Source organism: Ornithinimicrobium panacihumi (assembly GCF_052073805.1).
In the GTDB taxonomy this organism is placed as follows: domain Bacteria; phylum Actinomycetota; class Actinomycetes; order Actinomycetales; family Dermatophilaceae; genus Ornithinicoccus; species Ornithinicoccus panacihumi.
In genome coordinates this window covers 1-22,339 of sequence record NZ_JBQGWG010000033.1, presented here as the reverse complement: position 1 = coordinate 22,339, position 22,339 = coordinate 1, and the positions used below count along the sequence as shown (strand labels likewise).

Here is a 22,339-nt window from a genome sequence, read left to right as displayed (position 1 = left end):
GTAGTCGTCTGTAATACACTTGGTGTGTGAGCGACCTGTTCGACCTCGAGACGCTCGATGACACCGAGCCCTTCGAGATCGACGAGCAAGCGGCTCACCTGTTCAAGCATCCGCACCTGGGGCTGGACGACGTGATGGACGCGTGGAGCAGTAGCCCGCTGTTCTACCCGGCGAAGCCACCCGCTCACTGGCTGATGCTGGCGGAGGTCAGTGGGCGAGTTCTCATCGTGCCGCTGGCTCCATCTCGATCGGGCGATCCGAGCAAGTGCCGACCGATCGGCTGCTACGAGGCGTCTTCGGGCCTCGCCGCTACGTACCGGAGGGACCGTGATGAGCACTGACGACAGCCGGCCGATGACGCCGGAGCAGGAGTACGAGTTCTATGCCGAGCCGCGCAACCAGGAGCCCCAGGGGCCTGCGCGTCGCCGCAAGCGTCCGATGAGCGCACCCGTACCGGTGCGCTTCCCAGCGGATCTCCTCGAGGAGGTCAAGCGCGCCGCCGAAGCTGACGACCGCTCAGTCTCAGCCTGGATCCGCCGAGCCGTCGAGCACGAACTGTCCCGACCCGCCTAACCCGGTGAGCCCAACGCCCGGCCAGCGGCATGGTCGGACGCTACGCGCCCGCAGCGGCAGTAGAGGGTGTTGTGGGTAGCCATTAGCTTCTGTGGTCGTGGTGGTGGCTTCTGGGTAGTGTCGGTTGGGTGGTTCTGCCGGTGGTGAGGTGTTGTGTCGTTGTGGTCGTGGTGGCCGCGTCGGTGGGTGGGTGCTCGGGGTCGGACGTCGAGGGTGGTGCGACCGGGTCGGCGGAGGCGTCGGCTGGCGGTGATGGTGTGGTGCCGGGTGTGGGTGGTCAGGACCCTGAGCAGCTGGCTGAGGATCTGGCGATCACGGACCCGCCGCAGGTGGGGGTGGTGCGGGAGATCACGCCGGCGGAGTCTCAGGAGGTGTGGTCCTCGTGCCTGGCGGATGCTGGCTGGGTCGAGGGCGGCGATGGTGAGGGGATCGATATCCCGCCGGGGCAGGAGGAGGCGTTCAACCTGGCCTACTACGTGTGCCACCAGCAGTACCCCGTGCAGGAGAAGTTCACGCAACCACTGACGGCCGCACAGTTGGGCATCCTGTACGACTGGTGGACCGAGCACACCGTCCCGTGCTTCGAGGAGCGTGGCTGGGACGTGGGGGAGGTCCCCTCGCGCGAGACGTTCCTGGCCAACCCGGTCTGGTTGCCGGCCGAGCAGGTGGTGGAGCAGGCGGAAGCTGACGTGCAAGCTGGGCTGATCCCCGACATCGACGAGGCCCTGTACGGGGTCTGCCCGGGCCCCCCGGATGAGGTGCTGTACGGCGGCTGATACCCAGAGTGGGCTGGTCACGGTCGGTGACGTTCGGCGCGTGACCCGCCCTGGCCTGGGTGTTCGGGCGTCCGCGTCCTCCGCACCCCTAGACGCAACGACCGAAGCTCGGCAAACCGGTGCGCCACGGGCGGCAGTTGCGGATGTCAAGGGGTGACGCACTTCGTCCAGGACGTGGGGTGTGACCTCGGCCCCCAGCCTTGCCCTTCGTCAACCCCGCCCAAGACCCCGCGACGCGCGACGACGGCGCCGCAATAAGCCAGCTCAGCCCCCCGACGGGGGCCACGCGGTCGGCTGCGTGTTCAACCGCTCCACCCACCGCCATTTGCTGAGATGATCATCGAGGGCGAAGAAGCTCTCGACCGGGTGCTTCGCTTGGATAGGACCAACGACGTTCATAGCGTGGTCCCAGATTCGACCTCCGTGTGTCAGCGCCTCCGTAAGAATCACTTCGTGGGCTATTTCCTTTGGGAGTTCGACTACAAGCGTGCGAATACCGCGGGGCGTCGGGTGCCCCCCGAGTTCACAGTGCATTACGTAGTCCCGTGAAAGGTAGAGTCCCCCAGACCGGGAGCGGAGATGTCTCGGTTGCCAGCGGGCTCGACGCTCCTCATCGCTGGACCGCAACCATGCGCCCGCCTCCTCAAGGTCCTCGCTACAAGCCCAAGCTAGGTAATCGGCTTCAACCAATTGGCGCACGAGGGCCGCCGCCGAGTAGTACCCGTGTGCGCATAACAGTGCGTCAATGCCTGAGAGTAGCTCGTGCGCCACCTTAAGCACATAGCCCAACGCCACGATTCCATCGTTGCTCGCCCTAGCGTCACTGCCCAACCCATCGTGAGCCTCGAGATTGTCCTCTCCTGCTTCGTGGAGAAGGTCACCGAGGATGGCCATCTCGACGTGCAATGGTGTCAGTGCGGCGCGCCGGGCTTCCATGGCCGCAGGGTCCAAGGCGCGCTCGCGGACACTCTTGATCGAGAGCTCATTCATGTCAGTGCTCCTAAACTACGCTGCGCACTCGCGCAGCAGTGGCCCTTGCCTGCGACTTAGTCAAGAGGTCCACAATCAGCCCGCTGGTACACCGGGTCTCGGCCGGCGAACTGCGCCACCGCACCTTCTAGGTCGGGCAGATCGCCTTCTTCTACAATAACGGCCACACTGCTCGCGCGCGTTGGAAGGGCGGCATGGTGAGCCGGCCGACGACAGCAGGATCGCTGCGATCGACGTGGCCTTCACAGGCAACAGTTCTTCCCCGGCAGCGGAGGACCGAGTTGTCGGCGTCCACCGAGTCGGAAGCGGGGAAGGGGTTCGAACTCAGGCGAAAGCAGCCAATGCAACGAACGCGCCTCCCAGCAGTCCTAGACCCAAAGACCATTCGACGCGCACGTGCTTGTCCCAAGCGATCTTCGCCAGGATGACTATCTGGTCCGAAATGACGGGGAGAAGCTCCGTATCGTTCAAGGCGGCGGTCAGCTCGTCGGCGGTCCAATGGCGCACGTGGCCGAAATGGATGATGTGTTTCTCTCTGATCTCATCAACTGAAAGAGTCGAGCGCATACGGGGCGTCACGACAGCGACTGCAAATATCACACCTGCGATCAGCGCGGCGACTCCTAGCCAGTACAGGCTGGCACCACCAGCTCCTGAGACTTCGGAGAGTGCCCCATCGCGGCTTGCGTCAGCCACGAAGAGCAACGCAGCGGACTCTATCGCTAATGCGAAACTCGCTTTGGAGTCGACTTTGGAGATCCACTCCACTTGCGCAGCGTGGAGTCGCCATGCGGTGTCAATAGGGTCGCGACCGTGCATCAGTTGATCACCCACCCCCAGTTGGAGGAACGCACCTGTATCTTGCGCCCGCCAACCTCTGTGAGGGTGGGCTCCGTCCACATGGCTTTACTGTCCTTGTTTGAAAAACAAGTTGCATAGGACATCTTGTCCCACAGTGCATCTGTGATGAATGTGCGGCTGCCTCTGAGGTCACTCAGCTTCGCTGCGATATTCGGAGCGTCGCCAATTGAAACGAGGTCACTGTTTTTTCGCACGCCGCCACGCACGATGAATGCTCCACCGATGTCAATCCCGGTGCGATGACTTATGACCCAGTTACCCTGCCTGTATGCATCAAGAAAGATCGCAAGAGAGCTGTTCACGAGGTTGTCTACCGCCCATTTGATTTCCATCGCCGCCTTGGCTGCCCTACTTGCGGCGTCATCGCCGATGAAGATTGCCATCACCCGGTCCCCGTCGAAGCTTCGAATATAGCCGTCGTGGTGGCGGAGGATGCGAGTCACCGTGGCAAGGTAGCAGCGCACGATCCTGGCAGCGTCTTGGTAAGTGAAGCGACGAGCCATGCCGCTGGAGTCCGCCATATCAGCGTAGAGGTACACGGCATCCAGGTAGACGCCCCCGTTCTTGATCGAGACCGACTCAGTGGTCGGGACTGTGCGCCCGTGCCGGACGTCGAAATCGTCGTATAGAAGGTTTGTCAAGTGGTTCTCGTAGTCGTCCTTGCGCCCCATCGCGGGTCCTTCCTCGTGTCACGGAGCACTCCCGGCTCTCACCGTAGTGTGCGTCACCGACACCTCCGCGCGACTCCGGGTGACAAGAGGGCTGTGAGGGCCAGAGCGAGTCTCAGCATGCATGCAAGTGATTGGAAGCGAGGAGTCCACGCCGAGGTCGGCGCGCGTCGCTGGGCGGGAGTCCACGCCCCGGGGCAACGGCGATGAAGGACCGGAGACGCGACCGACAACCGCTCACGAAAGCCCGAGACTCAGTACGTCGCGGTATGCAGTTCCTCCCTGACGGGCGCCCAAGCCGTGTGAGCGGGGGGACGCGGCTAGCCGCATCATTTCGCGTGAGGCACACAGCGGGGAGGCACTACCCGCGCTCACCGCGCGCGCGTTGGGCCCCGTTTGGCCTGTCGCCAGCACGTGCTCCAGAAGAGACGATTAATGTCACTGCGTGGACCTAACTTGGCAAGAGTTCCTCGGCCTAGCGGTGACCAGCGGCGCAGCCGCTGGCTTGGCGAACCAGGTGTTCAAGTTCTTCCACGACCTGATCGCCGAGAGGCGCGGAGTCAGGGCACGAGCTCAGCAGCTCGCGCATCAGCAGTCCATGCAACAGACGGAGCTAGATCACCAGACCACCACGCAGCAGCGCGACCTCGCGCATCACCTCGCCCTACAGCGGGAGGAGCGCGCCCATCAAGCGGAGGTTCGCCGAGAGGCGGACTTCTATGAGGCTCGAAGAGCGTACCTTCCGGGAGTAGTTGCGGTGCATGATTGGATTCAGTGGTGGTGGGGTGACCTCCACGGTGCAGAAGTTGACTACCACCCGGTCACACAAAATCAGCCCAAGTTGGTGCGGTCGCCCGGAGATGCGATGACGGTCCTTGCGGAACTCGCAGGCAATCATCCATCGAAGTCCATACGGGATTTTGCCCGTCAGCTACTGGACAGCATCGACAGTACGGTGAACTTCCCCGACCCCTCGGGTTACCGAGACCCAACGGTGGATGAGTTGGCCAACTGGTCTAAGCGGGCTGGTGAGTTGATTGACGCGCTCCACGACCCCAAACACCATCTCGCGCCAAATTAGGCAGGCGGGGGCGGCCCACCTCAGCAGGGAACGACCGCTCATCGGCAAGCGGGTGCACCACGGGCGGCAGGTTCGGTTGATGCGAGCATGGCTCCGTGATCCTTCCGAAGGTGCGTGACCCTCGTCTCATAACGATTCGCCGGGGCGGCACTTTGACGGATGCGGATCACCATCGGCTGGCGCTATGGGCCGCTAGCTGCGCCGAGCATGTTCTGGGACTCTTCGAGTCCGAGCAGCTGAAGGACGACCGGCCGCGCGAGGCGATCGCGGCCATTCGCGCGTGGACTCGAGGCGAGGTTTCGATGATGAAGGCTCGGGCCCTGGGCGGTCACGCGATGGGTGCTGCGCGACCGTTGACGGGTGCCCCGAGGTTCGCGGCGTACGCCGCTGGCCAAGCGGCCTGTGTTGGGCCATGTTGCTGAGCACGACCTTGGGGCTGCTGCCTACGCCATCCGGGCAGCGCAGGCTGCTGAGCAGGGCTCGATAGAGGCGGGTGCTCGCGAGTGTGAGTGGCAACGCCAGCAACTGCCCGAGGAGGTCCGGTCACTGGTGCTTGAGGATCAGAACCGGCGTAGGGCGATCTGCTGGAACGTCTTCACGAACTAGCCGACGGTTCGCGCGCCGCGCGGCATGAGCGAGTGTCGCGTTCTTGAGAGGGGTCGCTGGGGGCGGAGGTCAGGGTTGACCGATTCGACCCCGCTGCCGAGGGGCACCCCTGGCGTGTGGGGTCAGTCCTTTTGGTTTGTAGATCGACAGGGCTGTCATCCCGGTCAGGGCCAGCATGTTCATGCAGGCTCCCGTCGTGATCGCTGAGGTGTATCGGGTGGGGTCGGATGGTCCGGCGGCTGGTTGGGACATTTCGACCCACACACCGAGTCCGAAGGTGGAGAAAAGGATGACTGCGAGGGTCAGGACCAGCTTGGCGACGACCCACCAGTGTCTGAACAGCCCCCACGGCGTCCCCAGGGACAGGACGATGCCGCTGATGAGAGCGGCGAAGGCGGCCGGGATCACGATCCAGGCGTCGATGAGATGGATGGTCTGGTAGGCGTACCCCACGCCCGGGGCCGATCCTTGGCCCTGCATGACCGAGACGGCGAGGACCAGGTTGGTCGCGCCGGCGCCCAGCCACCCGACGGAGGTGATGACGTGGGTGAGCAGCCACGCCTTTCTCCAGCTGCGGCTGAGCTGCCACCGGCTCATGGGTCGTTCGCCCTGCCCAGGTGCTCCCTGACCGTCCGGAGGTGATCGGCCAGGTCGCGGGCCTGGGAGTCGGTCAGGCCGATCCGGTCTGGCTCGTTGAACCTCGCCACTGCCGGCAGGACCTGGCCCAGCAGGTCCCGGCCCGCCGGGGTGATCCGGATCCCCGAGGCACGGCCGCGTCGTGGTGGGCCGTCCCTGGCGACCAGCCCCCGCTCGAGAAGGCTCTCGATCAGCGGGTCCATGCTCTGCGGGGTGACCAGGACCGCCCGTGCGAGCTCGGCCTTGGTGAAGTCGTCCCCGTCGCCCAGGCAGGCCAGGACCCCGAACTGGGTGGGGCTCAACCCGTGCTCGGCGAACAGTCCCCGGAACCCCCTGGCCACGAGGTGGGAGGTCTGGATGAGTTCCCACAACGGCAGCACCGGTTGCGTCACGATCCCCCCTGCCACCGGCGTCGCACGCCCGCGACCCCGGTGAGGACCGGCAGCAGCACCCGGCTCGCAGCGGCGATGGGCGGGTAGGCGCCGGCCTTGATCCAGCGCACCGGCTGTAAAGACTCACGCACCGCGTCTGCGGCGTAGCCACGCATGACCTGTGCGCTGTCGCGCAGGGCGAAGCTCACGGTGGTTCGCCCTCGGGCCGCGTCCGTCAGCCGTGCGGTGAGCTGGGCCGCGTCCTGGATCGCGGTGGCCGCGCCACGCCCGCCAGTGGGCGGCATGGCATGAGCGGCGTCCCCGATAGCAGTGACCCGCCGTGGCGTCCACGGCGCGATGCTGCCGGGGTCTGCGGCCAGGAACTGGAACCCGGCGACGGTGTCCGGGGCGGACGCCGAGGGCAGGCCGGCCAGGGCCGGGGCCCAGCGGCGACGGGTCAGCAGCCCGTGGGCCAGGTCGGACAGGTCACTCCCGGCCAGGGTGTGCAGGTCGGCCGGCAGCTGCGCGGCGGTGGCGATCAGTCCCCAGATCACCACCGGACCCGTCGTGAGGGCGCGGCTCGTGGCCGGGGGGTCGTGCCAGGAGGCGAACAGACCGACCCCGGCTGGTCCGACCGCCAGCAGCGGCCGCCCCTTGAGCAGGTCGCGAGCCGGCAGGTCCAGGACGTCGACGTCAGTGCGACCAGCGATGCCGACCAGTCCCGTCTCCTGGTTGGTCCTCCCGCCTGCCAGGTGCGTCACGAGCCGCGACCTGGACCCGTCGGCGATGACCAGCACGTCCCCCTCCACCACCTCCCCGGTGCTCAAGGTCACCCTGACCCCCTGCCCGGTCTCGCCATACCCGTTGGCGACCACCCCCGTGCGCACCCGGTCCCCCAGCCCTTGCGCCAGGACCAGGCGCAGCGTCACACGGTCGACGTCGAGGGACTCACCCTCATCCTCGCCCCCGTGGGCCAGCAGCCGTCCACGGTGGTCCCGCACCGTGATCTCGAACCCGCTCGTGCGCACCGCCGACGACCGCAGCTCCCGCCACACATCGGGCGGCAGCACCTCCCGAGCCGCCGCGCATGCCACCGGCCCCAGGTGCAGCTTGTACCCGCCCGTGCGAGACAGATCCGCATCGCGCTCCAGCACCACCACCTCGACCCCCGCACCGACCAGGCCCTGCGCCAGCGCCAGGCCCGCAATACCCCCACCCACCACGATCACCCTCACAAGGGCAAAGTATCAGTTGTCTGATAGTTACGTCGAGCCCTGCTGTGGCAGGGGGAAGGACGCAGGGGTCTGCTGGACACTCTGCGTATTCGATCTGTGCGTATTCCCCCCCACTGCGGGCCTACGGCAATGCCCGGGGGAGTGGTGTGGCCCACGCCTCCGCGTCATTATGGTGCGTTCCGATCGACGGGCGTCGTGGCTTGCACTGAGACAAACTCATCCTATGAGCACAGGTATGGCCTGGACTTGGGGACTTCTGGCGGGACTCCTGTGGGTGCTTGGCGCCGCCATGGTGACACGCCAGATCTGGGAACCGTCGCCAATGATGACCGCGCTGGTTGTCGCTGCACCGGCTGTTCTCATCTCCATGCTGACCCGTGCCGTGCTCCAGTCCCGTGGCGGCCGAGACCACCATTAAGGATCGGATCACGTCGCAATGCCAACGGTTCACACCGTGGCGAATCAGGGCCATAGGCGGACAGTCCGACTTTCGGCAAACGGGTGCGCCACGCGCGGCATGAGCGTGCACCACGACTAATGGCTGAGGCGCTTGGGGGCGGCCGGTCTGAAAGAATCGAGCATGCCTTGGAAGCCACCGTCCCTTGAGGCATGTGATGCGCGTCTTGACCCGTTCCGTGATCGCGCAGGGCTCGTGCTCGAAGATGGCGGAGTGGAGTACGCACGTGTCTATCTGGTAGCGGAGACGTACTTCGAACAGGTGAAGGGCCACCTCTGGTGGCGAACTTGGTCGGCGCCCTTCGAGGTTATTCACGGCTACATGGTGTTGGCCGATGGTCAGTTCACAGACTGGGTCTCGCGGCGGCCTGAACTCGAGCAGGACATCGCTGACTGGCTCAGCGGATGTTTCCAATACGTAGGCGTCAAGTATCACGTCGTATGGCTGAGCAGGGAGGAGTCTCGACGGGTCCGGAATGAGATCGTCGAAGACGACCCCTCGCCGGACTGATAAGCCACACTCGCAGCGGCATGTCAGTGTGCTCCGGGCTCAGGTCGTGCCGGTGGGAGGGAGCCTGAGTCGTCTTAGGTGACGCAGCGTGGTCAGTCCGGTGGTGAGGAGCAGCAGGACGGTGAGCAGGATGAGCCACCGGTAGTCGATGACAGCGATCGCTGCGGCCGCTCCTGCGGTCATGATGACGCTGGGGACGTTGAGGATGACCTGGCTGGCGGTGGCAACCCGGCCCTGCAGCCGTGGTGGTGTGACGGTCTGCCGCTCGGTGACGAACGCGATGATCGCCGAGGTCACGGCAAGACCGACGACGGGCTGGGAGAGGACCACGAGGGCTACGGAGTCGCCGACCATCGGTACCAGGCTCCCACCGAGCAGCATGATCGCGGTCGCGTACACGGTGACCCTCCCGTAGCGGTCCATCAACCGTGGGGTGAGCACACCGGCGGCAAGGCCTCCGATGCCCTGGCCCACGGTCAGCGGGCCGAGCCACGCGGCGGGTACGCCCAGGTGGTCGAGCACCGCGAAGGCTACCCCGTTCACGAGCCCGATGGCTGCCATCGCCACGGTCAGGCTCCAGGCGAGCGTCCCCAGGGGGCGGGTGCCGAACAGGTGCCGGAATCCCGCGAGGAGCGCTTTGCCGTAGGGCGCGCGCTCGGGCTCGGCGCGGGACTCTTGGACCCGGACGGAGGCGAAGAGGATCGCGGCCGCCAAGAAGGCCGCGACCGCGGCGGCGAGCAGCGGCCGCATCCCAGACCACACGTAGATGCCGGCGCCCAGGAACGGCAGGGCCACCCGGAACACCTGGTCGATCATGGACAGGGTTGCGTTGGCGCGGCCGAGGGCGGAACCCGGCAGGGTGTCCTTGAGGAGCCCGGACTGGCAGGCACCGGTGACGTAGGAGACGGCCGCATAGATCACCGTGCCGAGGTAGATGAGCCAGAGGCCGGTCGGGCCCTCGACCCAGAACAGGGGCACCAGCCCGGCCGCACCGATCATGTAGGCGACCACGAGCATCCCCCGCCGGGAGACGCGATCGGTCAGGTGCCCCAGGAACGGTGACGCGAGCGCGGGCAGGCCGAGCATCGCGAACGTCACGCCGCCCAGGACCGCGCTGCCGGTGAGGTCGGCCACCCAGACGGCCAGGATCACCGTTAGCAGGGAGTCGGCGAAGTTCGCCAATGCCCACCCCGTCACCAAGGTGCGAAACAGTCGCGTCCGTAAAGGGTCCGCCACGCCAGCCCCGGACGGAAGCCTGCCAGTCCCGTCGTCCGCGGTGACCACGAATCAGTCCCCGTCGTCGGGGTCAGGGATCTCGGCCCATGCGGAGCCGAACAGGTGAGCCCGCCGGGCACCAGCAGGGCGCAGGTCCGGGTTGTCGGACCGGTCAGCGAACCTGTCGGCTAGTCGCTCCACCTGCCTCGACAACTCGTCCAGCTCTTCCCGGGTCACCCAGAACTCCGCGGATGTCTGCGTCGAGGCGTAGATCCACGCCGGGTCGTCCCGGCCGATCTCCGCGGTCCAGCGCTGCATCCGGGCCAGCTGCTCGGTCAGCCACAGGGAAGCGAACGCCTGCGCTGCCGTGACCGACTCGACGTCGTCGGCGTCGGCCCGGACCGCGTAGCCGCGACCCGAAGCCCGCCAGGGGCGCTCCTTGCCGCGCGCCTGCGCCCGCTCTACGTGACCGTACTTCTCCAGCTGGCGCAGGTGGAACGAGCAGCTGGCCACCGATTCTCCCGTGCGCTGCGCGCACTCGGTCGCGGTCAACTCGGCCTCCGCGACGAAGAGGTTCAGCAACCGGATCCGCAGGGGATGGGTCAACGCCTTGATCGCCTCGGCCTGCGAGACGACCGGACGCACGCACCGGGGGTCCTCAGACGCGATCTCTACACCACTCATAGCCGCCACGCTACCTATATAGAGAGGTCTTTAGCAAGACTTCTTTAACGACAGTCTGTGCCTACGCTCGAGGCGGGGTCGGAGGTACTACGAACGCTCGACTCTCGGCAAACGGGTGCGCGACCCGCGGCAGTTCAGTGCGTCTGGCCGTGGAAGTGGATGGCCGCGTTGTGGCCGCCGCTGTCGAGCTTGGCGTCGCACGTGTGCAGGGGCGCACCTAGCGCCTCGGCCGTGGCGATGTAGGCGGCGTCGTAGCTGGTGTACTGGTGCCGAAGCCCCCATATCCGCTCTGCCAACGGCGCTGTTGCATACCTGCCGATGACGAAGTCGAAGTAGACGTCGCGGGCGGCGCTGGCTGCGCGTTCGGTGAGCTTGCGACCCAGGACGAGTCCTCGCAGCACGGAGAGGACCTCGACATCCAGGATGTGAGGCGCCGCGACCTGGCCGGCCAGTGCGTCGAGCAGCGTCTCATCGACGTCGCGACCCACGAGGGCCTCGACCATGGCCGAGGCGTCGACGACGATCACCGACGCGACTGACCGAGCGCCTGGACGATGTCAGCGCTGGTGGGCCCTTCGCCCCGGTCGAGATCCCGCAGGCGCATCACCACCTCGGCGTTGGTTGGCCGGGAGGCGAGGCGGCCGAGCTCAGCCACGACGTACGCGGACAGCGATTTGCCTTCTGCGGCAGCGCGCTCCTTCAGCGTCTCTGCCACGTCAGGGGGCACGTCTCGAACATAGAGCGTCGTCATGGAGGGCATGCTAGCAGTGTGCAAGCGCCGGTAGCGAGGACACGCGCGACCTGTTGACGCGAGAACTTGGCCGCCTGACCACCGTTGCTTGGGGACTGCTGCACCAAGGGTGACACCCGTGCCAGCCAGCCGTGTGTGCGACGAACTTCCCGCACGCGGCAGATGAGCGCGGTTCTGTTCTCGGCTTGTGTGACCACGGTAATCGAACCCTCCCCGGTTCTCCACTAGCGGCTACCGGGGTCCGCTGGCCAGCCCTCTCCAGTTGTCGAGGGGGTCGGCCTTCATGACCGTCCGCTGGAGGACACGGCGTAGGCCAGGGCTGCTGTGATGGCGTGTCTGGTCTCTGTGGTGGTAGGTGCCCGCCCGTACACGAGGAGGGTGTAGTACAAGGGTCCGGCCAGGGCGCGGATCACCAGGGTCGGATCCACGCTGCGGTCGAGCTCTCCTCGGTCGACGGCGCGCGTGATCATCTGCTCGGCGGCGCCGTAGCGCCGTCGGTAGAACGCGGTGATCTGGTCCTGGAGGTGGGGGTCGCTGGCTGCGGCGGCCAGCAAGGCGCGGACGGTGAGCCCGCTCTTGCCGCTGAGCGCACGGGTGATCTCGTGGGCGAAGGCGTTGAGGTCCTGGGCGAGTTGTCCGGTGTGGGGGATCGGCACGGTGGTCTCACCCATGACGGTGATCAAGTCGCTGATCAGTCCTTCACGGCGCTGCCAGCGCCGGTAGATCGTGGTCTTGTGCACACCGGCGCGGGCTGCGACTCGTGGTACGGAGAAAGCGGCGTAACCGTGGCGCAGCAGTTCGTCCTGGGTGGCGAGCAGAACGGCGCGGCGGGTTCTGGCAGTCCGCCCACCCGGCCGTACTGTGCCGGCAGGGGGTACGGGCTGCGTGAGCTGCACATAAGCACGTTAACGCAACCCGAGATTGCGGTTGGTGGATGGCCGGGTGCCTGATGGTGCCCATGACATCAGCGGGCCCGACCCCGACCAGCCAGCACTGCACCCTCGGTGGGGACGTGCACAGGTGGGTGGCTCGCGCCCTGGGCCCTCGCCTGGTGGAGCAGTTGCCGGGGCTGCGTCACGACCTCCGGGAGTGGGAGCCGGTCGGCGACGGGGCGTTCAGCCTGGACGTCGCTGCGCATGTGCGGTCGTGGTTGTCCTGGTTGGACGGGCTCGAGCCGTGTGACCCGTGGGTTGACACCGACCCGTACCTGATGCGGTTCGGACCATGCCAGGACCCGCAGGCCACGGTCGTGCTGCTGCACGGCTGGCCGACCAGCCACCTGCTGTTCCATCGCCTGGTCCCACGCCTGGTCAGCCAGGAACTTACGGTGGTCGTTCTCGACCTACCTGGTCACGGGGTCTCCTCCGCTCTTCCCAGCAGTCAGGTCGGGGCGATGGCCCGGGCAGTTCTTGACCAGGTGGTCACCGCTGCTACGGGACCGCTGCTCATTCATGGACAGGACTGGGGTTCTGTCGTGGCCGCCGAGTGCGGTCGGCTAGCTCCGGGAGCGGTCGCAGGGGTGCATGTTTCGGCCGGGTTGATCGGGTTCATGGGTGCCCTACCACCGACGTTGCCGTCCGGGATGCGTGCCCGGCTCGGGGCGTACCTGACCCAACAGTCGCTGATGCCTGAGCCGCTGCAGCTGGCCCTGGTCGACTGCCCGGTGGCCAACTTCGCGTGGCAGCTCGACAAGTACCGCTTGTGGCGGCCGGACCTAACCCGCGCCGAGGACGTCCTAGGCATCGACTTCCTGTACGGGAACGCGACCCTGGCCGCTCTCGCCCGCTCCGCGGGGACGGCCCTGCAGATCTTCCCTGACAACCGCACCTACACCCCTGGTCCGGCGTCTTCAGTGCCCACCTCGGTCAGCGTCTTCGCCCATTGCGACTTCGCCGATGCCAAAGTCGCCGCCCGCCACAACCACCTCGTGGCCTTCACCCACCATCCCACCGGGGGGCACCTGGCCGCTCTGGAAGAACCCGACCTCCTCGCAACTGACATCACCTCACTTGTCCGCACCATCACCGAACACCCGCCCAGGAAGGCCTCGATATGAGCACGAACCCGACCCCCGATCCCATGGTCCTGCTCGGAGGCAGCGGCCTCGGCCCCTGGGCGTGGACCGCCGTCTCCACCCGGCTAACCCAGTCCGGCATACCGGTCCTCCTGCCAGATCTGACCGGCCTACCCGCGACCGGCCACGGCCTGACCGGCTGGCGAAACCACGTCCTAGGGGAGGTCTCCGACCTGGAGAGGTACACCCTGGTCGCGCACTCTTTCGCCGGCTACCTCGCCGCAGCCCTGGTCGAGGAGGAACCGTCCCGCATCGGCCGCCTCATCCTGATCGACGCCGTACTTCCCGAGCCCGAGCAGTCCTTCTTCGACAGCATCGGCGCCGATGCCGCCTCATTCATGACCAGCCTCGCTGTCGACGACCCCAGCGGTCACGGCCCGGTCGTGCCGTGGTTCAACGCCGAGCAGCTGGACGGTCTCTACCCCGGTCATGGGATGAGCCCGCAGACGGTAGCCCTGGTGCAGGCACTGGCCGCCCCGCAGCCGCTGTCGACCTATCGCAGCGCCCCGACCCGGCAGAGCCTGCACGCAAGCAGCGTCCCGACCACCTATATCCGGTGCCGGCACACGCCCCCACCGCTCGACACCGACGCGCTACCCCCCGGCTGGACCATCGTCGCCATCGAGGCAGGGCACTGGCCGATGTTCACCCTCCCCGACGAGCTCACCGCCATCCTCACCAGGGTCAGCACGTCGTGAGCAGGTCGATGAGCCCTCCGGCGCTCGAGACTCACGGATCCGACCTGATCTCACCCGAACCGCCCCAACCAAGGAGACAAAGATGAGCCCCACCCCCGAGATCCTTCGCTACACCGCTTTCAGCGACTCCCCCGACGGTGGAAACCCTGCCGGGGTCGTCCTGGACGCCAAGGGCCTGGATGCCGAGGCCATGCAGCAGATCGCCGCTGACCTCGGTTACAGCGAGACCGCGTTCCTGACGAACCCGACCGACCCGAGCACCGCAAGGATCCGGTACTTCGCCCCCGAGGGGGAGGTCGACTTCTGCGGCCACGCAACCATCGCCGCCGCAGTCGCCCTGGGCCACACCAACGGGCCCGGCACATACACCTTCGCCACCAACGTGGGCCCGATCATCGTCACAGCCGACAAGGAGGACGACGGCCAGGTCCTCGGGTCCCTGGAGAGCCCGCCCCTGGCGTCCCTGCCCCTGGCCGCAGAGCTGTTGACGCCGTTGCTGGACACGTTCGGGTGGACGGACGCGGACCTGCACCCGGACTACCCGCCCGCGATCGGGTACGGCGGCAACAAGCACCCGGTCCTCGTCCTGCGCGACGTCCCCACCCTGGCCGGCATGACCTATGACTTCACGGCCCTGCAGGACCTGACCCGCGAGCACCAGTGGGTCACCATCCAGGCCTGCACCCCCACCGGCCCTCACACCTGGCGCGCCCGCAACCCCTTCCCCTTCGGTGGCGTCCACGAAGACCCCGCCACCGGCGCAGCAGCCGCAGCCCTCGCCGCCTACCTGCGCGGCATCGGCAAGCTCCAGGTAGGGGACCAGCTCACGATCCAGCAAGGCATCGAGATGGGTCGCCCCAGCACCTTGTACATCACCCTCCAACCCCAGACCGCGCTCATCACCGGCGCAGCCGTCCCTCTCAACGAATGATTGGAGACATCGTGCGAGAGCTTGTGTATTACGTGGCCGTCAGCATCGACGGCTACATCGCCGACCCCCAAGGCGGATTCGACGCCTTCCTGATCGAGGGAGACCACGCCCAGGTCGTGTTCGGCGAGTACGCCGACGCGTTGCCAGCCCACGTGCACTCAGCACTGAACATCCAGCCCCCGGCGACACGGTTCGACACCGTGATCATGGGCTGGAACACCCTCACCCCCGCCCTTGAGGCCGGCATCGCGAGCCCATACCCCCACCTGAGACAGGTTGTCGCAAGCAGACGCTCTCGGCAGCTCCACCCGGACATCACCCTCACCTCGGACCCCCTCGCGGCAGTCCGAGCCCTCAAGCGCCAGGACGGCCTGGACATCTGGCTCTGCGGCGGCGGCACCCTGGCAGGCCACCTGCTTCCCGAGATCGATCGCCTGGTCCTCAAGCGGAACCCGCTGGTGTTCGGTTCGGGCGTGCCCCTCTTCGGCACTGCACCCTACGAGCCCCGCACGTACACCACGACCTCGATGCGCTCCTTCGCCTCCGGCGTCATGATCGAGGAGTACACGGCCCCGCCTGAATGCCACCGTGCCAGCGACTGATCCTCTAAGGACCTTCCCGGTGATCGCCCCGTGAACACGCCCGAAACTCGGCACGAGCGACCGGCGGCAGTTTCGGATGTCGCGCACCGCGGAATCAAGTTGCGCACGTAGAGGACGCCAGGCGCTTCAGAGACCGTGCGCTTGGTTGACTTCTTCGCTGATGAGAGTTTGAGGTGTTGGCTGCGCCGGCCAGTGAGAGGTCGACTGTCAGCAGCTCTCGGATAGCCGTGGTCAGCCGGCCGGGGACGTCGATGGAGCGGTCGTGCAACCAGAGGGTCTGCAGTCCCACGGTTACCCCAAGGACGATCTGTGCGGCCGCGTCGGGCTGGACGCCGTCACGGAGTTGGTCGTGTGCAGCGGCCGTGGTGAAGGCCCGGGTGAGGAGTTCTGTCGCGTACCCGTACAGGTGGGCGAAATAGGGATGGGCCGGGTGCTCTGGGGAGATGGCCTCAGCGCCGATGACGGTCTCGAGCTCAACCAGCTCGGGCCGCTTCACGTTGCTTTCGACGTCCGCGATCCACGCCCGCAGCAGGTCGAGTCCGTCGGTGGGCCCGGCGCGCTGCACGCTGTCTTCCTCGCGCCACCTGAGCACAGCCTCGAGAAGCCCGACCTTGGTGGGGAAGTGGTGGCGCAGCCCGGCGTAGGTGATCCCTGCCCGATCGGCGATGTCGCGCAGGCTGCCCTCCCGGAAGCCACGCTCCCCGAACACCTCGACCGCGGCAGCAACGATCTCGCGGCGCCGCTGGGCTGACTTGGCGTACTCGCCGCGCGTGCGCCTCGTCACGTGTTCGCCCCTCCGTCAGTGGTTACACGCCCACTCTACACAAAACAACTCGGGTGAGTGGTTTTTGGTTATACTGGGCAGCGGTCACAGCGGGCGATCGCTCGATCAGTGACGAGTTTCTTGAAGGGTGGACGAGAGTGAGCGTGGGTCAGAGGCGCGCGGTGATCATCGGTGTGCTCGTGGTGGCAGGCCTGGCTGTGGGTTGGGTCGGGTTCAACCTCGGGCTGGACTTCCTCATCGGCGGACGGACCTTCCACTGATGGCCAGGTTCAAGTGGGCGGCCATCTACGTGCTGGTGTTCCTGTGCTCGGTCCTCGGGGGGATGGGTCTGGCCACGAAGATCCCCGGTGGCACCTTCGCCGGGATCCCGGCGGTGACCTGGACCGACTCGATGGGCAGCATCGAGACCGACCTGCCCTACGACGACGGGCCCCTGAACAAGTTCGACCTGTACCTTCCAGCCGACAAGGCGCGTGCGACGAAGCTGGTCCTGTACATCCACGCCGGAGGGTTCACTGGCGGCGACAAGGCCGACGATGCCAACTTCGGCAAGTACTTCGCCTCCAAGGGCTACGTCGGGGCGACGATCAACTACTCGTTGCGCTCTGAGGAGAACGCGACCAGTGTCACCGAGATGACCCGCGAGATCGCCAAGGGTGTAGATGCCATCGTCGCTGCAGCCGCCGACCGCGGCTATGACCTGGACGGGATGGTCATCGCAGGCGGGTCCGCGGGTGGGAATCTTGCGATGACGTATGCGTACCGAGATGCCGCTGAGGCGCCGGTCCCGGTGGAAGCGGTCATCGCGATGGTGGGGCCTGCGTCGTTCGAGCCGGCGGAATGGTTCGGGTTCGAGGACGACTACGCCTCCGACCAGAGCGCCGAGGCGGGCGCCGGATTCGTGTCGATCATGACCGGGGATGAAGTCACTGCGGAGATGATGCGCACGGGCGAGTACGAGCAGTACCTCGAGCCGGTCTCCCCGGTCATGCTCGTCACTCCTGAGGCGCCGCCGAGCCTGCTGGCGTACGGCCGGCTCGACAAGGTCACCCCGTATGCGGCGAGCGATGACATGGACCGGGTGCTGGAGGAGAACGGTGTCCCACACGATGTGCTCGTCTTTCCCAACTCCGGGCACGCGCTGAACCGTGACGCGGACCTGAACGAACGCCTCGGCGCACTCATCGACGACTACCTCACCACGTATGCCCCGCTGGACTGATGAGCTGCGGCCCATGATCGAAAGAGCACGGCCCCGCACTGCTCCCTGACCGCGGCCTGCTTGGCCTCGCTGCGCGAGGTCGTCTTCAGGCCAGAAACACCGTTAACGCGGCAGACCCCCGCTCGGCGGACGGTCCCGGGTGACCACCTGCGGCCGATGCGGATGTTGGCAGGTGGGTGAGGCAGCGGGTGTCCAAGACCTGGGGTTGGGCACGTGGGCCGCCGGAGGAGCTGCGGCGTGGCTAGTCCAGGAGGTCGGCGGCGAGGTGGTGGACGCGGGTGGTGATGTCGTCGCGGATGAGGTCCATGCGTGCTTGGCCGTGGATGCCTCGGGTGGATGGTTCGTCGGTGTCCCAGCGTTCGATCGTGGCTCTCATGCCCGGCACGGGGTCGATCTGGGCGTCGCGTCCGAGGATGATGACGCGGTCGGCGGTGCGCAGGAGGCCGGGGTCGATGCCCTTGCTGGTCGCGTCGGCCATGGACGCGCCGGCGCGGGCGACGGAGGCGGAGGCCTCGGCGTTGACCGTCCCCTTGGGGGTGGTGCCGGCGGAGTGGGCCTCGATGGCGTCGCCAGCGTGGGCGCGCAGGAGGGCCTGGGCCATCTGGGACTTGCCGGCGTTGGAGACGCAGACGAACAGGACGGTGGGCCGGGTCATCGGAGCTCCTGGGGGTGGGTGGTGCGCAGGTGGAGGGCGGCGTAGACGAGGGCGACGAGGACGGGGACCTCGATGAGGGGCCCGACGACGCCGGCCAGGGCCTGGCCGGAGGTGGCGCCGAAGGTCGCGATGGCGACGGCGATCGCGAGCTCGAAGTTGTTCCCGGCCGCGGTGAACGCGAGGGTGGTGGTGCGTTCATACGTCAGGCGCAGCGCGCGGCCGAGGATGTACCCGCCGCCCCACATGAGGACGAAGTAGACCAGCAGGGGCAGCGCGATGCGGGCGACGTCGAGGGGCCGGCTGGTGATCTGTTCGCCCTGCAGGGCGAACAGGATGACGATGGTGAACAGCAGCCCGTAGAGCGCCCAGGGCCCGATCGCGGGCAGGAACCGCTGCTCGTAGGCCTCCCGCCCGAAGCGGCGCTCGCCGATGACGCGGCTGAGGAACCCGGCGGCCAGGGGGATGCCGAGGAAGACCAGCACCGAGCCCGCGATCTGCCAGGGCGAGACGTCCAGGTCGGTGACGGGCAGGCCGAGCCAGCCGGGCAGGACGGTCAGGTAGAACCAGCCCAGGGCGGCGAACGCGATGACCTGGAAGACCGAGTTCAGCGCGACCAGCACGGCGGCGGCCTCCCGGTCCCCGCAGGCCAGGTCGTTCCAGATGATCACCATCGCGATGCAGCGGGCCAGCCCGACGATGATCAGCCCGGTGCGGTACTCGGGCAGGTCGGGCAGGAACAGCCAGGCCAGGGTGAACATCAGCGCCGGCCCGATCACCCAGTTCAGGACCAGCGAGGCGACCAGCAGCCGCCGGTCACCGGTGACGGTGTCGAGACGGTCGTAGCGGACCTTGGCCAGGACCGGGTACATCATCACCAGCAGACCGATCGCGATGGGCAACGACACCCCCTCGACCTCGACCGCGGACAACGCCCCGCCCAGGCCGGGCAGCAGACGCCCCAGCAGCAGCCCGGCGACCATCGCCGCGCCGATCCACACCGGCAGGAACCGGTCCAGGGTGGACAGCCGGGCCGGCCCGGCCGGCGCCGTCGTGGTGGTCACGCCGCAGGCTTGGTGGCGCGGACGAACGCGCTCGCGAACGCCCCGTCCAGGGCCTCGACAGCCTCCTCGAGGCTCATCCCGGCCGGCAGGTGACCGGGGTCCAGCGAACCTGCCAGCTCCTCCAGCTCGGCGCGGTCGTAGCGGCGGGTGACCTCGACCCCGGCGTCCACGAAGCCCGCCGCGGCCAGCCTGGCCACGTAGTCCTCATCGCGCAGCGCCCCCGAGATGCACCCGGTCCACAGCGCGACCACACCTCGCAGGGCCTCCGGGATGTCGCGCAGCAGCACGATGTCCGAGACCGCGAACCGGCCCGCGGGGCGCAGCACCCGGAAGGCCTCGGCCAGCACGGCGTCCTTGTCCGGGGACAGGTTGATCACGCAGTTCGAGATCACCACGTCCACCGACGCCTCGGGCAGCGGCACGTCCTCGATCCGGCCCGCCAGGAAGGTCGCGTTCTCCACCCCTGCGTCGGCCTGGTTCCGGCGCGCCAGGGCCAGCATGTCCTCGGTCATGTCCAGGCCGTAGGCGTGCCCACCAGGGGCCACCCTCCGGGCCGACAGCAGCACGTCCAGGCCACCACCAGAGCCCAGGTCGAGCACGACCTCGCCAGGGTGCAGCTGCGCCAGCGCCGTCGGGTTCCCGCACCCCAACGACGCCGCCAGCGCAGCGTCGAACGGCGTGTCCGGGTCGTACAGGTCTCGCGTGATCGGGTCGACCGCACCGATCGTCCCCGTCGTGGAGGCCTCCCCGCAGCAACCACCCCCACCGCGGCACGACCCCTCCCCGCCGTCCAGCGTCGCCAGCTGCGCACGCGCGGCCGCGGCATACCGGTCCCTGACCACCTCGTGGACCATGCCCTCGTTCTCCACCGGAACCCACACCCTCCTGGATAGACGATCATCGAAACAACACGTCAAGCATGGCCTTCTGTTTCGACGTCTGTCAAGATAAAGGAATGGTGAAGGTGCTGGAGCGCTGCACGACCGCCGAAGGAGCAGGTCCCGGCCTGGGCGAGGCCGAGGCCACCCGGCTGGCGGCCGTCTTCAAGGCGCTCGGCGATCCCGTGCGGCTGCGCATGGCCTCGATGATCGCGGCCGCACCCGAGCTGTGCGTCTGCGAGATCACCCCCGCGTTCGACCTGTCCTCGGCCACCGTCTCCCACCACCTCAAGACCCTGCGCGAGGCCGGACTCGTCGACTGCGAGAGACGCGGCACCTTCGTCTACTACTGGATCCCCCCGCAGGCCCAGAACATCCTCGCCACCCTGCTCACCACCGAGAGCCACCACCCCTGACCAGCCGACTCGGACACGCCGGCCGACTCTTCGGCAAACGGGACGCACCTCGGGCGGCAGACATCCCAGGTTCTGGTTCTGTCAAGCGGCGGCGTCGAGGTGGTGGGCCCAGGCGGTGTTCTCGTCGTGGTCCGGTGGCGCGGGCAGCCGTGGAGGATCCCGACCCACCGGTTGGCGAGCTGTCGTAGGGCGGCTTGGTGGCCGACTCCTCGTGTCCGGAGGGCCTGGTAGTAGGCGCGTGCGCCGGCTGAGCCGCGCATGGAGCAGAAAGCCCACTGCTGCAGGGCGTCACCCAGGCGCCGGTTGCGGGCGTACCTGGCGAGCACGACTTTACGGGTGCCCGAGGCTCTGGTGATGGGTGCGGTGCCGGCGTAGGCCTTGCGGCCCTTGGCGTCGGCGTACCGGTGGGGGTCGTCGCCGAACTCGGCGAGGATCCGGACGCCGAGGATCACACCTAGGCCGGGCAGGCTGGTGTAGATGTCAGCGTCCCGGTGCCGGCCAAACTGCTCGGCCACCACCTGGCCGAGGCGTTCGGTATGGCCAGGGTGTCCGGCTCGTCCAGGTGACCGAACGCGACCAGGGCGGCGGGGAAGAAGTCCCGCAGCGCCGACCGCAGCCGCAGCACGCGCCTGGTCCGGTCCCAGATCATCGACTGGTGCGCCCGGGCGGTGACCTTGACCGCCTCACCGGTAGCGCTGTCGCCGGCGACCTGGCGGTGGTGGGCCCGGTCCAGGCGGACGATCTCGGCCAGCAGGTGCGCATCGGCGGTGTCCGACTTCGCCCCCGAGGTGGAGTGCCGCTCCCGGTAACGGGCCACGGACATCGGGTTCAGCCCGTACACGGTGTACCCGGCCGCGACCAGCGCCCCGACCCACGGGCCACGGTCGGTCTCGATACCGACGATCACCTGCGCGGCCGCCTCTACCGGGTCCAAGTCGGCCCACTCCTGCGGCGCGTGCTCCGCAACCAGAGCGTGCAACCGGCTGATCCCGCCCAGCCCCTCGGGCAGCCGTCGCCGCGAGAGAAGTCGGCCCTGGTCGTCGACGAGCTCGACGTCGTGGTGGTCCTCGGCCCAGTCATCACCCACGAACAACATCGCCTTCTCCTTCACCAGGTTGCGATCCTTGCTCAGCAGCGTGGAGGAGGACTCCCGGCGATCTAATGGTCAAGTGCTCACCCGCACCATCCCGGGGGCACGTCATCCCAGCAGCGGTCACGCCTCCTCACGACCAGCGGGCGCACGGTCTGCCGCAAGACCTCAACGATCAGATGAGAGGAGTGCTGACCCGCCGGCCGCTACCGGAACCGAGCCTCCCAGAACACCAGGGCACCCGGCTAGAACCCATGAGATCCGGGTGTTCCTGGAGCCGGACTAGTGCTGACATACGGTGCGCCAGAGAACCGCCTCCCGCATGTCATGACCGATGGCACCCCGGTGGTGCGGCCCCATACGAGAAGGTTGGCCAGCTGTTTAGTTCGGGTTGCCGCACCAAGCAGGAGACCGATACCGAAGAGAACGCGCATGGAGGCGTCGCACGCTCGAGGTCAAGTCGCGTGCTTGGCCCTTCTCGCGTGAAACATGGTTCAGCAGGGGTCGTGCGGGG

General features: G+C 67.3%; 28 protein-coding genes and 1 pseudogene. 13 read left to right on the top strand and 16 right to left on the bottom strand.

Annotated features, from left to right (window positions below; all coding sequences use genetic code 11):
• The first annotated feature begins 26 nt into the window (after positions 1 to 26).
• From ACTMMA_RS17500 to ACTMMA_RS17490, 3 genes are all read left to right on the top strand, one after another.
• Complete coding sequence (locus tag ACTMMA_RS17500; protein ID WP_441190324.1) at positions 27 to 341, top strand: hypothetical protein; 315 nt, start codon at positions 27 to 29, stop codon at positions 339 to 341.
• Positions 331 to 573, top strand: a complete 243-nt coding sequence (locus ACTMMA_RS17495) for a YlcI/YnfO family protein (protein ID WP_441190323.1) — start codon at positions 331 to 333, stop codon at positions 571 to 573. The genes ACTMMA_RS17500 and ACTMMA_RS17495 overlap by 11 nt, the downstream gene beginning before the upstream one ends.
• Positions 574 to 842: 269 nt before the next feature.
• Positions 843 to 1,349, top strand: coding sequence for a hypothetical protein (locus ACTMMA_RS17490; RefSeq protein WP_441191382.1), 507 nt, complete (start codon positions 843 to 845; stop codon positions 1,347 to 1,349).
• Between the two features lie 264 nt (positions 1,350 to 1,613).
• Here ACTMMA_RS17490 and ACTMMA_RS17485 read toward each other — a convergent pair whose 3' ends face one another.
• From ACTMMA_RS17485 to ACTMMA_RS17475, 3 genes are all read right to left on the bottom strand, one after another.
• Entirely contained in the window at positions 1,614 to 2,339 is a 726-nt protein-coding gene (locus tag ACTMMA_RS17485) for a hypothetical protein (protein WP_441191381.1), read from the bottom strand.
• A gap of 324 nt (positions 2,340 to 2,663) precedes the next feature.
• A complete protein-coding gene (locus ACTMMA_RS17480; protein ID WP_502361880.1) occupies positions 2,664 to 3,158 on the bottom strand; it encodes a Pycsar system effector family protein in 495 nt (164 codons plus the stop codon).
• Entirely contained in the window at positions 3,158 to 3,871 is a 714-nt protein-coding gene (locus ACTMMA_RS17475; protein WP_441191379.1) for an adenylate/guanylate cyclase domain-containing protein, read from the bottom strand. The genes ACTMMA_RS17480 and ACTMMA_RS17475 overlap by 1 nt, the downstream gene beginning before the upstream one ends.
• A gap of 514 nt (positions 3,872 to 4,385) precedes the next feature.
• Between ACTMMA_RS17475 and ACTMMA_RS17470 the strand changes: the two genes are divergently transcribed.
• The 3 genes from ACTMMA_RS17470 (at position 4,386) to ACTMMA_RS17460 (ending at position 5,555) form a co-directional block, all read left to right on the top strand.
• Positions 4,386 to 4,949: a hypothetical protein gene (locus ACTMMA_RS17470; protein WP_441191378.1), complete on the top strand. Its 564-nt coding sequence runs from the start codon at positions 4,386 to 4,388 to the stop codon at positions 4,947 to 4,949.
• A gap of 95 nt (positions 4,950 to 5,044) precedes the next feature.
• A complete protein-coding gene (locus ACTMMA_RS17465; RefSeq protein WP_441191377.1) occupies positions 5,045 to 5,371 on the top strand; it encodes a putative immunity protein in 327 nt (108 codons plus the stop codon).
• Positions 5,310 to 5,555 (top strand): putative immunity protein, encoded by a 246-nt coding sequence (locus ACTMMA_RS17460; RefSeq protein ID WP_441191376.1) that lies wholly within the window; start codon positions 5,310 to 5,312, stop codon positions 5,553 to 5,555. Before ACTMMA_RS17465 ends, ACTMMA_RS17460 begins: the two co-directional genes overlap by 62 nt.
• Before the next feature lie 69 nt (positions 5,556 to 5,624).
• Here ACTMMA_RS17460 and ACTMMA_RS17455 read toward each other — a convergent pair whose 3' ends face one another.
• From ACTMMA_RS17455 to ACTMMA_RS17445, 3 genes are read right to left on the bottom strand one after another with little or no spacing between them, the layout of a single operon-like run.
• On the bottom strand, positions 5,625 to 6,152 hold the full coding sequence (locus ACTMMA_RS17455; protein ID WP_441191375.1) for a hypothetical protein: 528 nt from the start codon (positions 6,150 to 6,152) through the stop codon (positions 5,625 to 5,627).
• On the bottom strand, positions 6,149 to 6,583 hold the full coding sequence (locus ACTMMA_RS17450) for a MarR family winged helix-turn-helix transcriptional regulator (protein WP_441191374.1): 435 nt from the start codon (positions 6,581 to 6,583) through the stop codon (positions 6,149 to 6,151). The genes ACTMMA_RS17455 and ACTMMA_RS17450 overlap by 4 nt, the downstream gene beginning before the upstream one ends.
• Positions 6,580 to 7,797, bottom strand: coding sequence for an FAD-dependent oxidoreductase (locus ACTMMA_RS17445; RefSeq protein ID WP_441191373.1), 1,218 nt, complete (start codon positions 7,795 to 7,797; stop codon positions 6,580 to 6,582). The genes ACTMMA_RS17450 and ACTMMA_RS17445 overlap by 4 nt, the downstream gene beginning before the upstream one ends.
• A 580-nt stretch (positions 7,798 to 8,377) precedes the next feature.
• Between ACTMMA_RS17445 and ACTMMA_RS17440 the strand changes: the two genes are divergently transcribed.
• The gene (locus ACTMMA_RS17440) at positions 8,378 to 8,764 is read left to right on the top strand and encodes a hypothetical protein (protein ID WP_441191372.1); all 387 of its coding nucleotides are present in this window, start codon (positions 8,378 to 8,380) and stop codon (positions 8,762 to 8,764) included.
• A 39-nt stretch (positions 8,765 to 8,803) separates the two neighbouring features.
• Here ACTMMA_RS17440 and ACTMMA_RS17435 read toward each other — a convergent pair whose 3' ends face one another.
• The 5 genes from ACTMMA_RS17435 to ACTMMA_RS17415 all read right to left on the bottom strand — a co-directional run bounded on the left by ACTMMA_RS17435 (position 8,804) and on the right by ACTMMA_RS17415 (position 12,310).
• The gene (locus tag ACTMMA_RS17435) at positions 8,804 to 9,961 is read right to left on the bottom strand and encodes an MFS transporter (protein WP_441191371.1); all 1,158 of its coding nucleotides are present in this window, start codon (positions 9,959 to 9,961) and stop codon (positions 8,804 to 8,806) included.
• A gap of 90 nt (positions 9,962 to 10,051) precedes the next feature.
• Positions 10,052 to 10,663, bottom strand: coding sequence for an ArsR/SmtB family transcription factor (locus tag ACTMMA_RS17430; protein WP_441191370.1), 612 nt, complete (start codon positions 10,661 to 10,663; stop codon positions 10,052 to 10,054).
• 134 nt (positions 10,664 to 10,797) lie between these two features.
• Positions 10,798 to 11,190 carry a type II toxin-antitoxin system VapC family toxin gene (locus tag ACTMMA_RS17425; RefSeq protein WP_441191369.1) on the bottom strand — a complete coding sequence of 131 codons (393 nt, stop codon included), beginning with the start codon at positions 11,188 to 11,190 and terminating at the stop codon, positions 10,798 to 10,800.
• A complete protein-coding gene (locus ACTMMA_RS17420) occupies positions 11,187 to 11,414 on the bottom strand; it encodes a FitA-like ribbon-helix-helix domain-containing protein (RefSeq protein WP_441191368.1) in 228 nt (75 codons plus the stop codon). Before ACTMMA_RS17420 ends, ACTMMA_RS17425 begins: the two co-directional genes overlap by 4 nt.
• A gap of 281 nt (positions 11,415 to 11,695) precedes the next feature.
• Positions 11,696 to 12,310: a TetR/AcrR family transcriptional regulator gene (locus ACTMMA_RS17415; RefSeq protein WP_441191367.1), complete on the bottom strand. Its 615-nt coding sequence runs from the start codon at positions 12,308 to 12,310 to the stop codon at positions 11,696 to 11,698.
• A gap of 38 nt (positions 12,311 to 12,348) precedes the next feature.
• Between ACTMMA_RS17415 and ACTMMA_RS17410 the strand changes: the two genes are divergently transcribed.
• The 4 genes from ACTMMA_RS17410 (at position 12,349) to ACTMMA_RS17395 (ending at position 15,719) form a co-directional block, all read left to right on the top strand.
• Positions 12,349 to 13,470, top strand: coding sequence for an alpha/beta fold hydrolase (locus ACTMMA_RS17410; RefSeq protein WP_441191366.1), 1,122 nt, complete (start codon positions 12,349 to 12,351; stop codon positions 13,468 to 13,470).
• A complete protein-coding gene (locus ACTMMA_RS17405; RefSeq protein ID WP_441191365.1) occupies positions 13,467 to 14,186 on the top strand; it encodes an alpha/beta fold hydrolase in 720 nt (239 codons plus the stop codon). The genes ACTMMA_RS17410 and ACTMMA_RS17405 overlap by 4 nt, the downstream gene beginning before the upstream one ends.
• 82 nt (positions 14,187 to 14,268) lie before the next feature.
• Positions 14,269 to 15,117: a PhzF family phenazine biosynthesis protein gene (locus tag ACTMMA_RS17400; protein ID WP_441191364.1), complete on the top strand. Its 849-nt coding sequence runs from the start codon at positions 14,269 to 14,271 to the stop codon at positions 15,115 to 15,117.
• Between the two features lie 11 nt (positions 15,118 to 15,128).
• The gene (locus ACTMMA_RS17395; protein WP_441191363.1) at positions 15,129 to 15,719 is read left to right on the top strand and encodes a dihydrofolate reductase family protein; all 591 of its coding nucleotides are present in this window, start codon (positions 15,129 to 15,131) and stop codon (positions 15,717 to 15,719) included.
• Between the two features lie 94 nt (positions 15,720 to 15,813).
• On the opposite strand, the gene ACTMMA_RS17390 is transcribed toward ACTMMA_RS17395, so the two are convergent.
• A complete protein-coding gene (locus ACTMMA_RS17390) occupies positions 15,814 to 16,503 on the bottom strand; it encodes a TetR/AcrR family transcriptional regulator (protein WP_441191362.1) in 690 nt (229 codons plus the stop codon).
• A gap of 259 nt (positions 16,504 to 16,762) precedes the next feature.
• Here ACTMMA_RS17390 and ACTMMA_RS17385 point away from each other — a divergent pair, with 259 nt between their 5' ends.
• A complete protein-coding gene (locus ACTMMA_RS17385; RefSeq protein ID WP_441191361.1) occupies positions 16,763 to 17,725 on the top strand; it encodes an alpha/beta hydrolase in 963 nt (320 codons plus the stop codon).
• A gap of 241 nt (positions 17,726 to 17,966) precedes the next feature.
• On the opposite strand, the gene ACTMMA_RS17380 is transcribed toward ACTMMA_RS17385, so the two are convergent.
• From ACTMMA_RS17380 to arsM, 3 genes are all read right to left on the bottom strand, one after another.
• Positions 17,967 to 18,380 (bottom strand): arsenate-mycothiol transferase ArsC, encoded by a 414-nt coding sequence (locus ACTMMA_RS17380; RefSeq protein WP_441191360.1) that lies wholly within the window; start codon positions 18,378 to 18,380, stop codon positions 17,967 to 17,969.
• Positions 18,377 to 19,360: an ACR3 family arsenite efflux transporter gene (arsB, locus tag ACTMMA_RS17375; protein WP_441191383.1), complete on the bottom strand. Its 984-nt coding sequence runs from the start codon at positions 19,358 to 19,360 to the stop codon at positions 18,377 to 18,379. The genes ACTMMA_RS17380 and arsB overlap by 4 nt, the downstream gene beginning before the upstream one ends.
• A gap of 77 nt (positions 19,361 to 19,437) precedes the next feature.
• The gene (gene arsM, locus ACTMMA_RS17370; RefSeq protein ID WP_441191359.1) at positions 19,438 to 20,310 is read right to left on the bottom strand and encodes an arsenite methyltransferase; all 873 of its coding nucleotides are present in this window, start codon (positions 20,308 to 20,310) and stop codon (positions 19,438 to 19,440) included.
• 86 nt (positions 20,311 to 20,396) lie between these two features.
• Here arsM and ACTMMA_RS17365 point away from each other — a divergent pair, with 86 nt between their 5' ends.
• Entirely contained in the window at positions 20,397 to 20,735 is a 339-nt protein-coding gene (locus tag ACTMMA_RS17365; RefSeq protein WP_441191358.1) for an ArsR/SmtB family transcription factor, read from the top strand.
• Positions 20,736 to 20,816: 81 nt separating this feature from the next.
• On the opposite strand, the pseudogene ACTMMA_RS17360 reads toward ACTMMA_RS17365, so the two are convergent.
• Positions 20,817 to 21,831: pseudogene (locus ACTMMA_RS17360) on the bottom strand (IS110 family transposase).
• Positions 21,832 to 22,339: the final 508 nt, after the last annotated feature.

Coding starts and splice junctions, on each gene's coding strand:
- ACTMMA_RS17480 (WP_502361880.1), bottom strand. CDS start 3,158: ATGCACGGTCGCGACCCTATTGACACCGCATGGCGACTCCACGCTGCG.
- ACTMMA_RS17385 (WP_441191361.1), top strand. CDS start 16,763: ATGGCCAGGTTCAAGTGGGCGGCCATCTACGTGCTGGTGTTCCTGTGC.
- ACTMMA_RS17475 (WP_441191379.1), bottom strand. CDS start 3,871: ATGGGGCGCAAGGACGACTACGAGAACCACTTGACAAACCTTCTATAC.
- ACTMMA_RS17400 (WP_441191364.1), top strand. CDS start 14,269: ATGAGCCCCACCCCCGAGATCCTTCGCTACACCGCTTTCAGCGACTCC.
- ACTMMA_RS17365 (WP_441191358.1), top strand. CDS start 20,397: ATGGTGAAGGTGCTGGAGCGCTGCACGACCGCCGAAGGAGCAGGTCCC.
- ACTMMA_RS17410 (WP_441191366.1), top strand. CDS start 12,349: ATGGCCGGGTGCCTGATGGTGCCCATGACATCAGCGGGCCCGACCCCG.
- ACTMMA_RS17405 (WP_441191365.1), top strand. CDS start 13,467: ATGAGCACGAACCCGACCCCCGATCCCATGGTCCTGCTCGGAGGCAGC.
- ACTMMA_RS17380 (WP_441191360.1), bottom strand. CDS start 18,380: ATGACCCGGCCCACCGTCCTGTTCGTCTGCGTCTCCAACGCCGGCAAG.
- ACTMMA_RS17440 (WP_441191372.1), top strand. CDS start 8,378: ATGCCTTGGAAGCCACCGTCCCTTGAGGCATGTGATGCGCGTCTTGAC.
- ACTMMA_RS17485 (WP_441191381.1), bottom strand. CDS start 2,339: ATGAATGAGCTCTCGATCAAGAGTGTCCGCGAGCGCGCCTTGGACCCT.
- ACTMMA_RS17495 (WP_441190323.1), top strand. CDS start 331: ATGAGCACTGACGACAGCCGGCCGATGACGCCGGAGCAGGAGTACGAG.
- arsB (WP_441191383.1), bottom strand. CDS start 19,360: ATGGTCGCCGGGCTGCTGCTGGGGCGTCTGCTGCCCGGCCTGGGCGGG.
- ACTMMA_RS17430 (WP_441191370.1), bottom strand. CDS start 10,663: ATGAGTGGTGTAGAGATCGCGTCTGAGGACCCCCGGTGCGTGCGTCCG.
- ACTMMA_RS17455 (WP_441191375.1), bottom strand. CDS start 6,152: ATGAGCCGGTGGCAGCTCAGCCGCAGCTGGAGAAAGGCGTGGCTGCTC.
- ACTMMA_RS17420 (WP_441191368.1), bottom strand. CDS start 11,414: ATGACGACGCTCTATGTTCGAGACGTGCCCCCTGACGTGGCAGAGACG.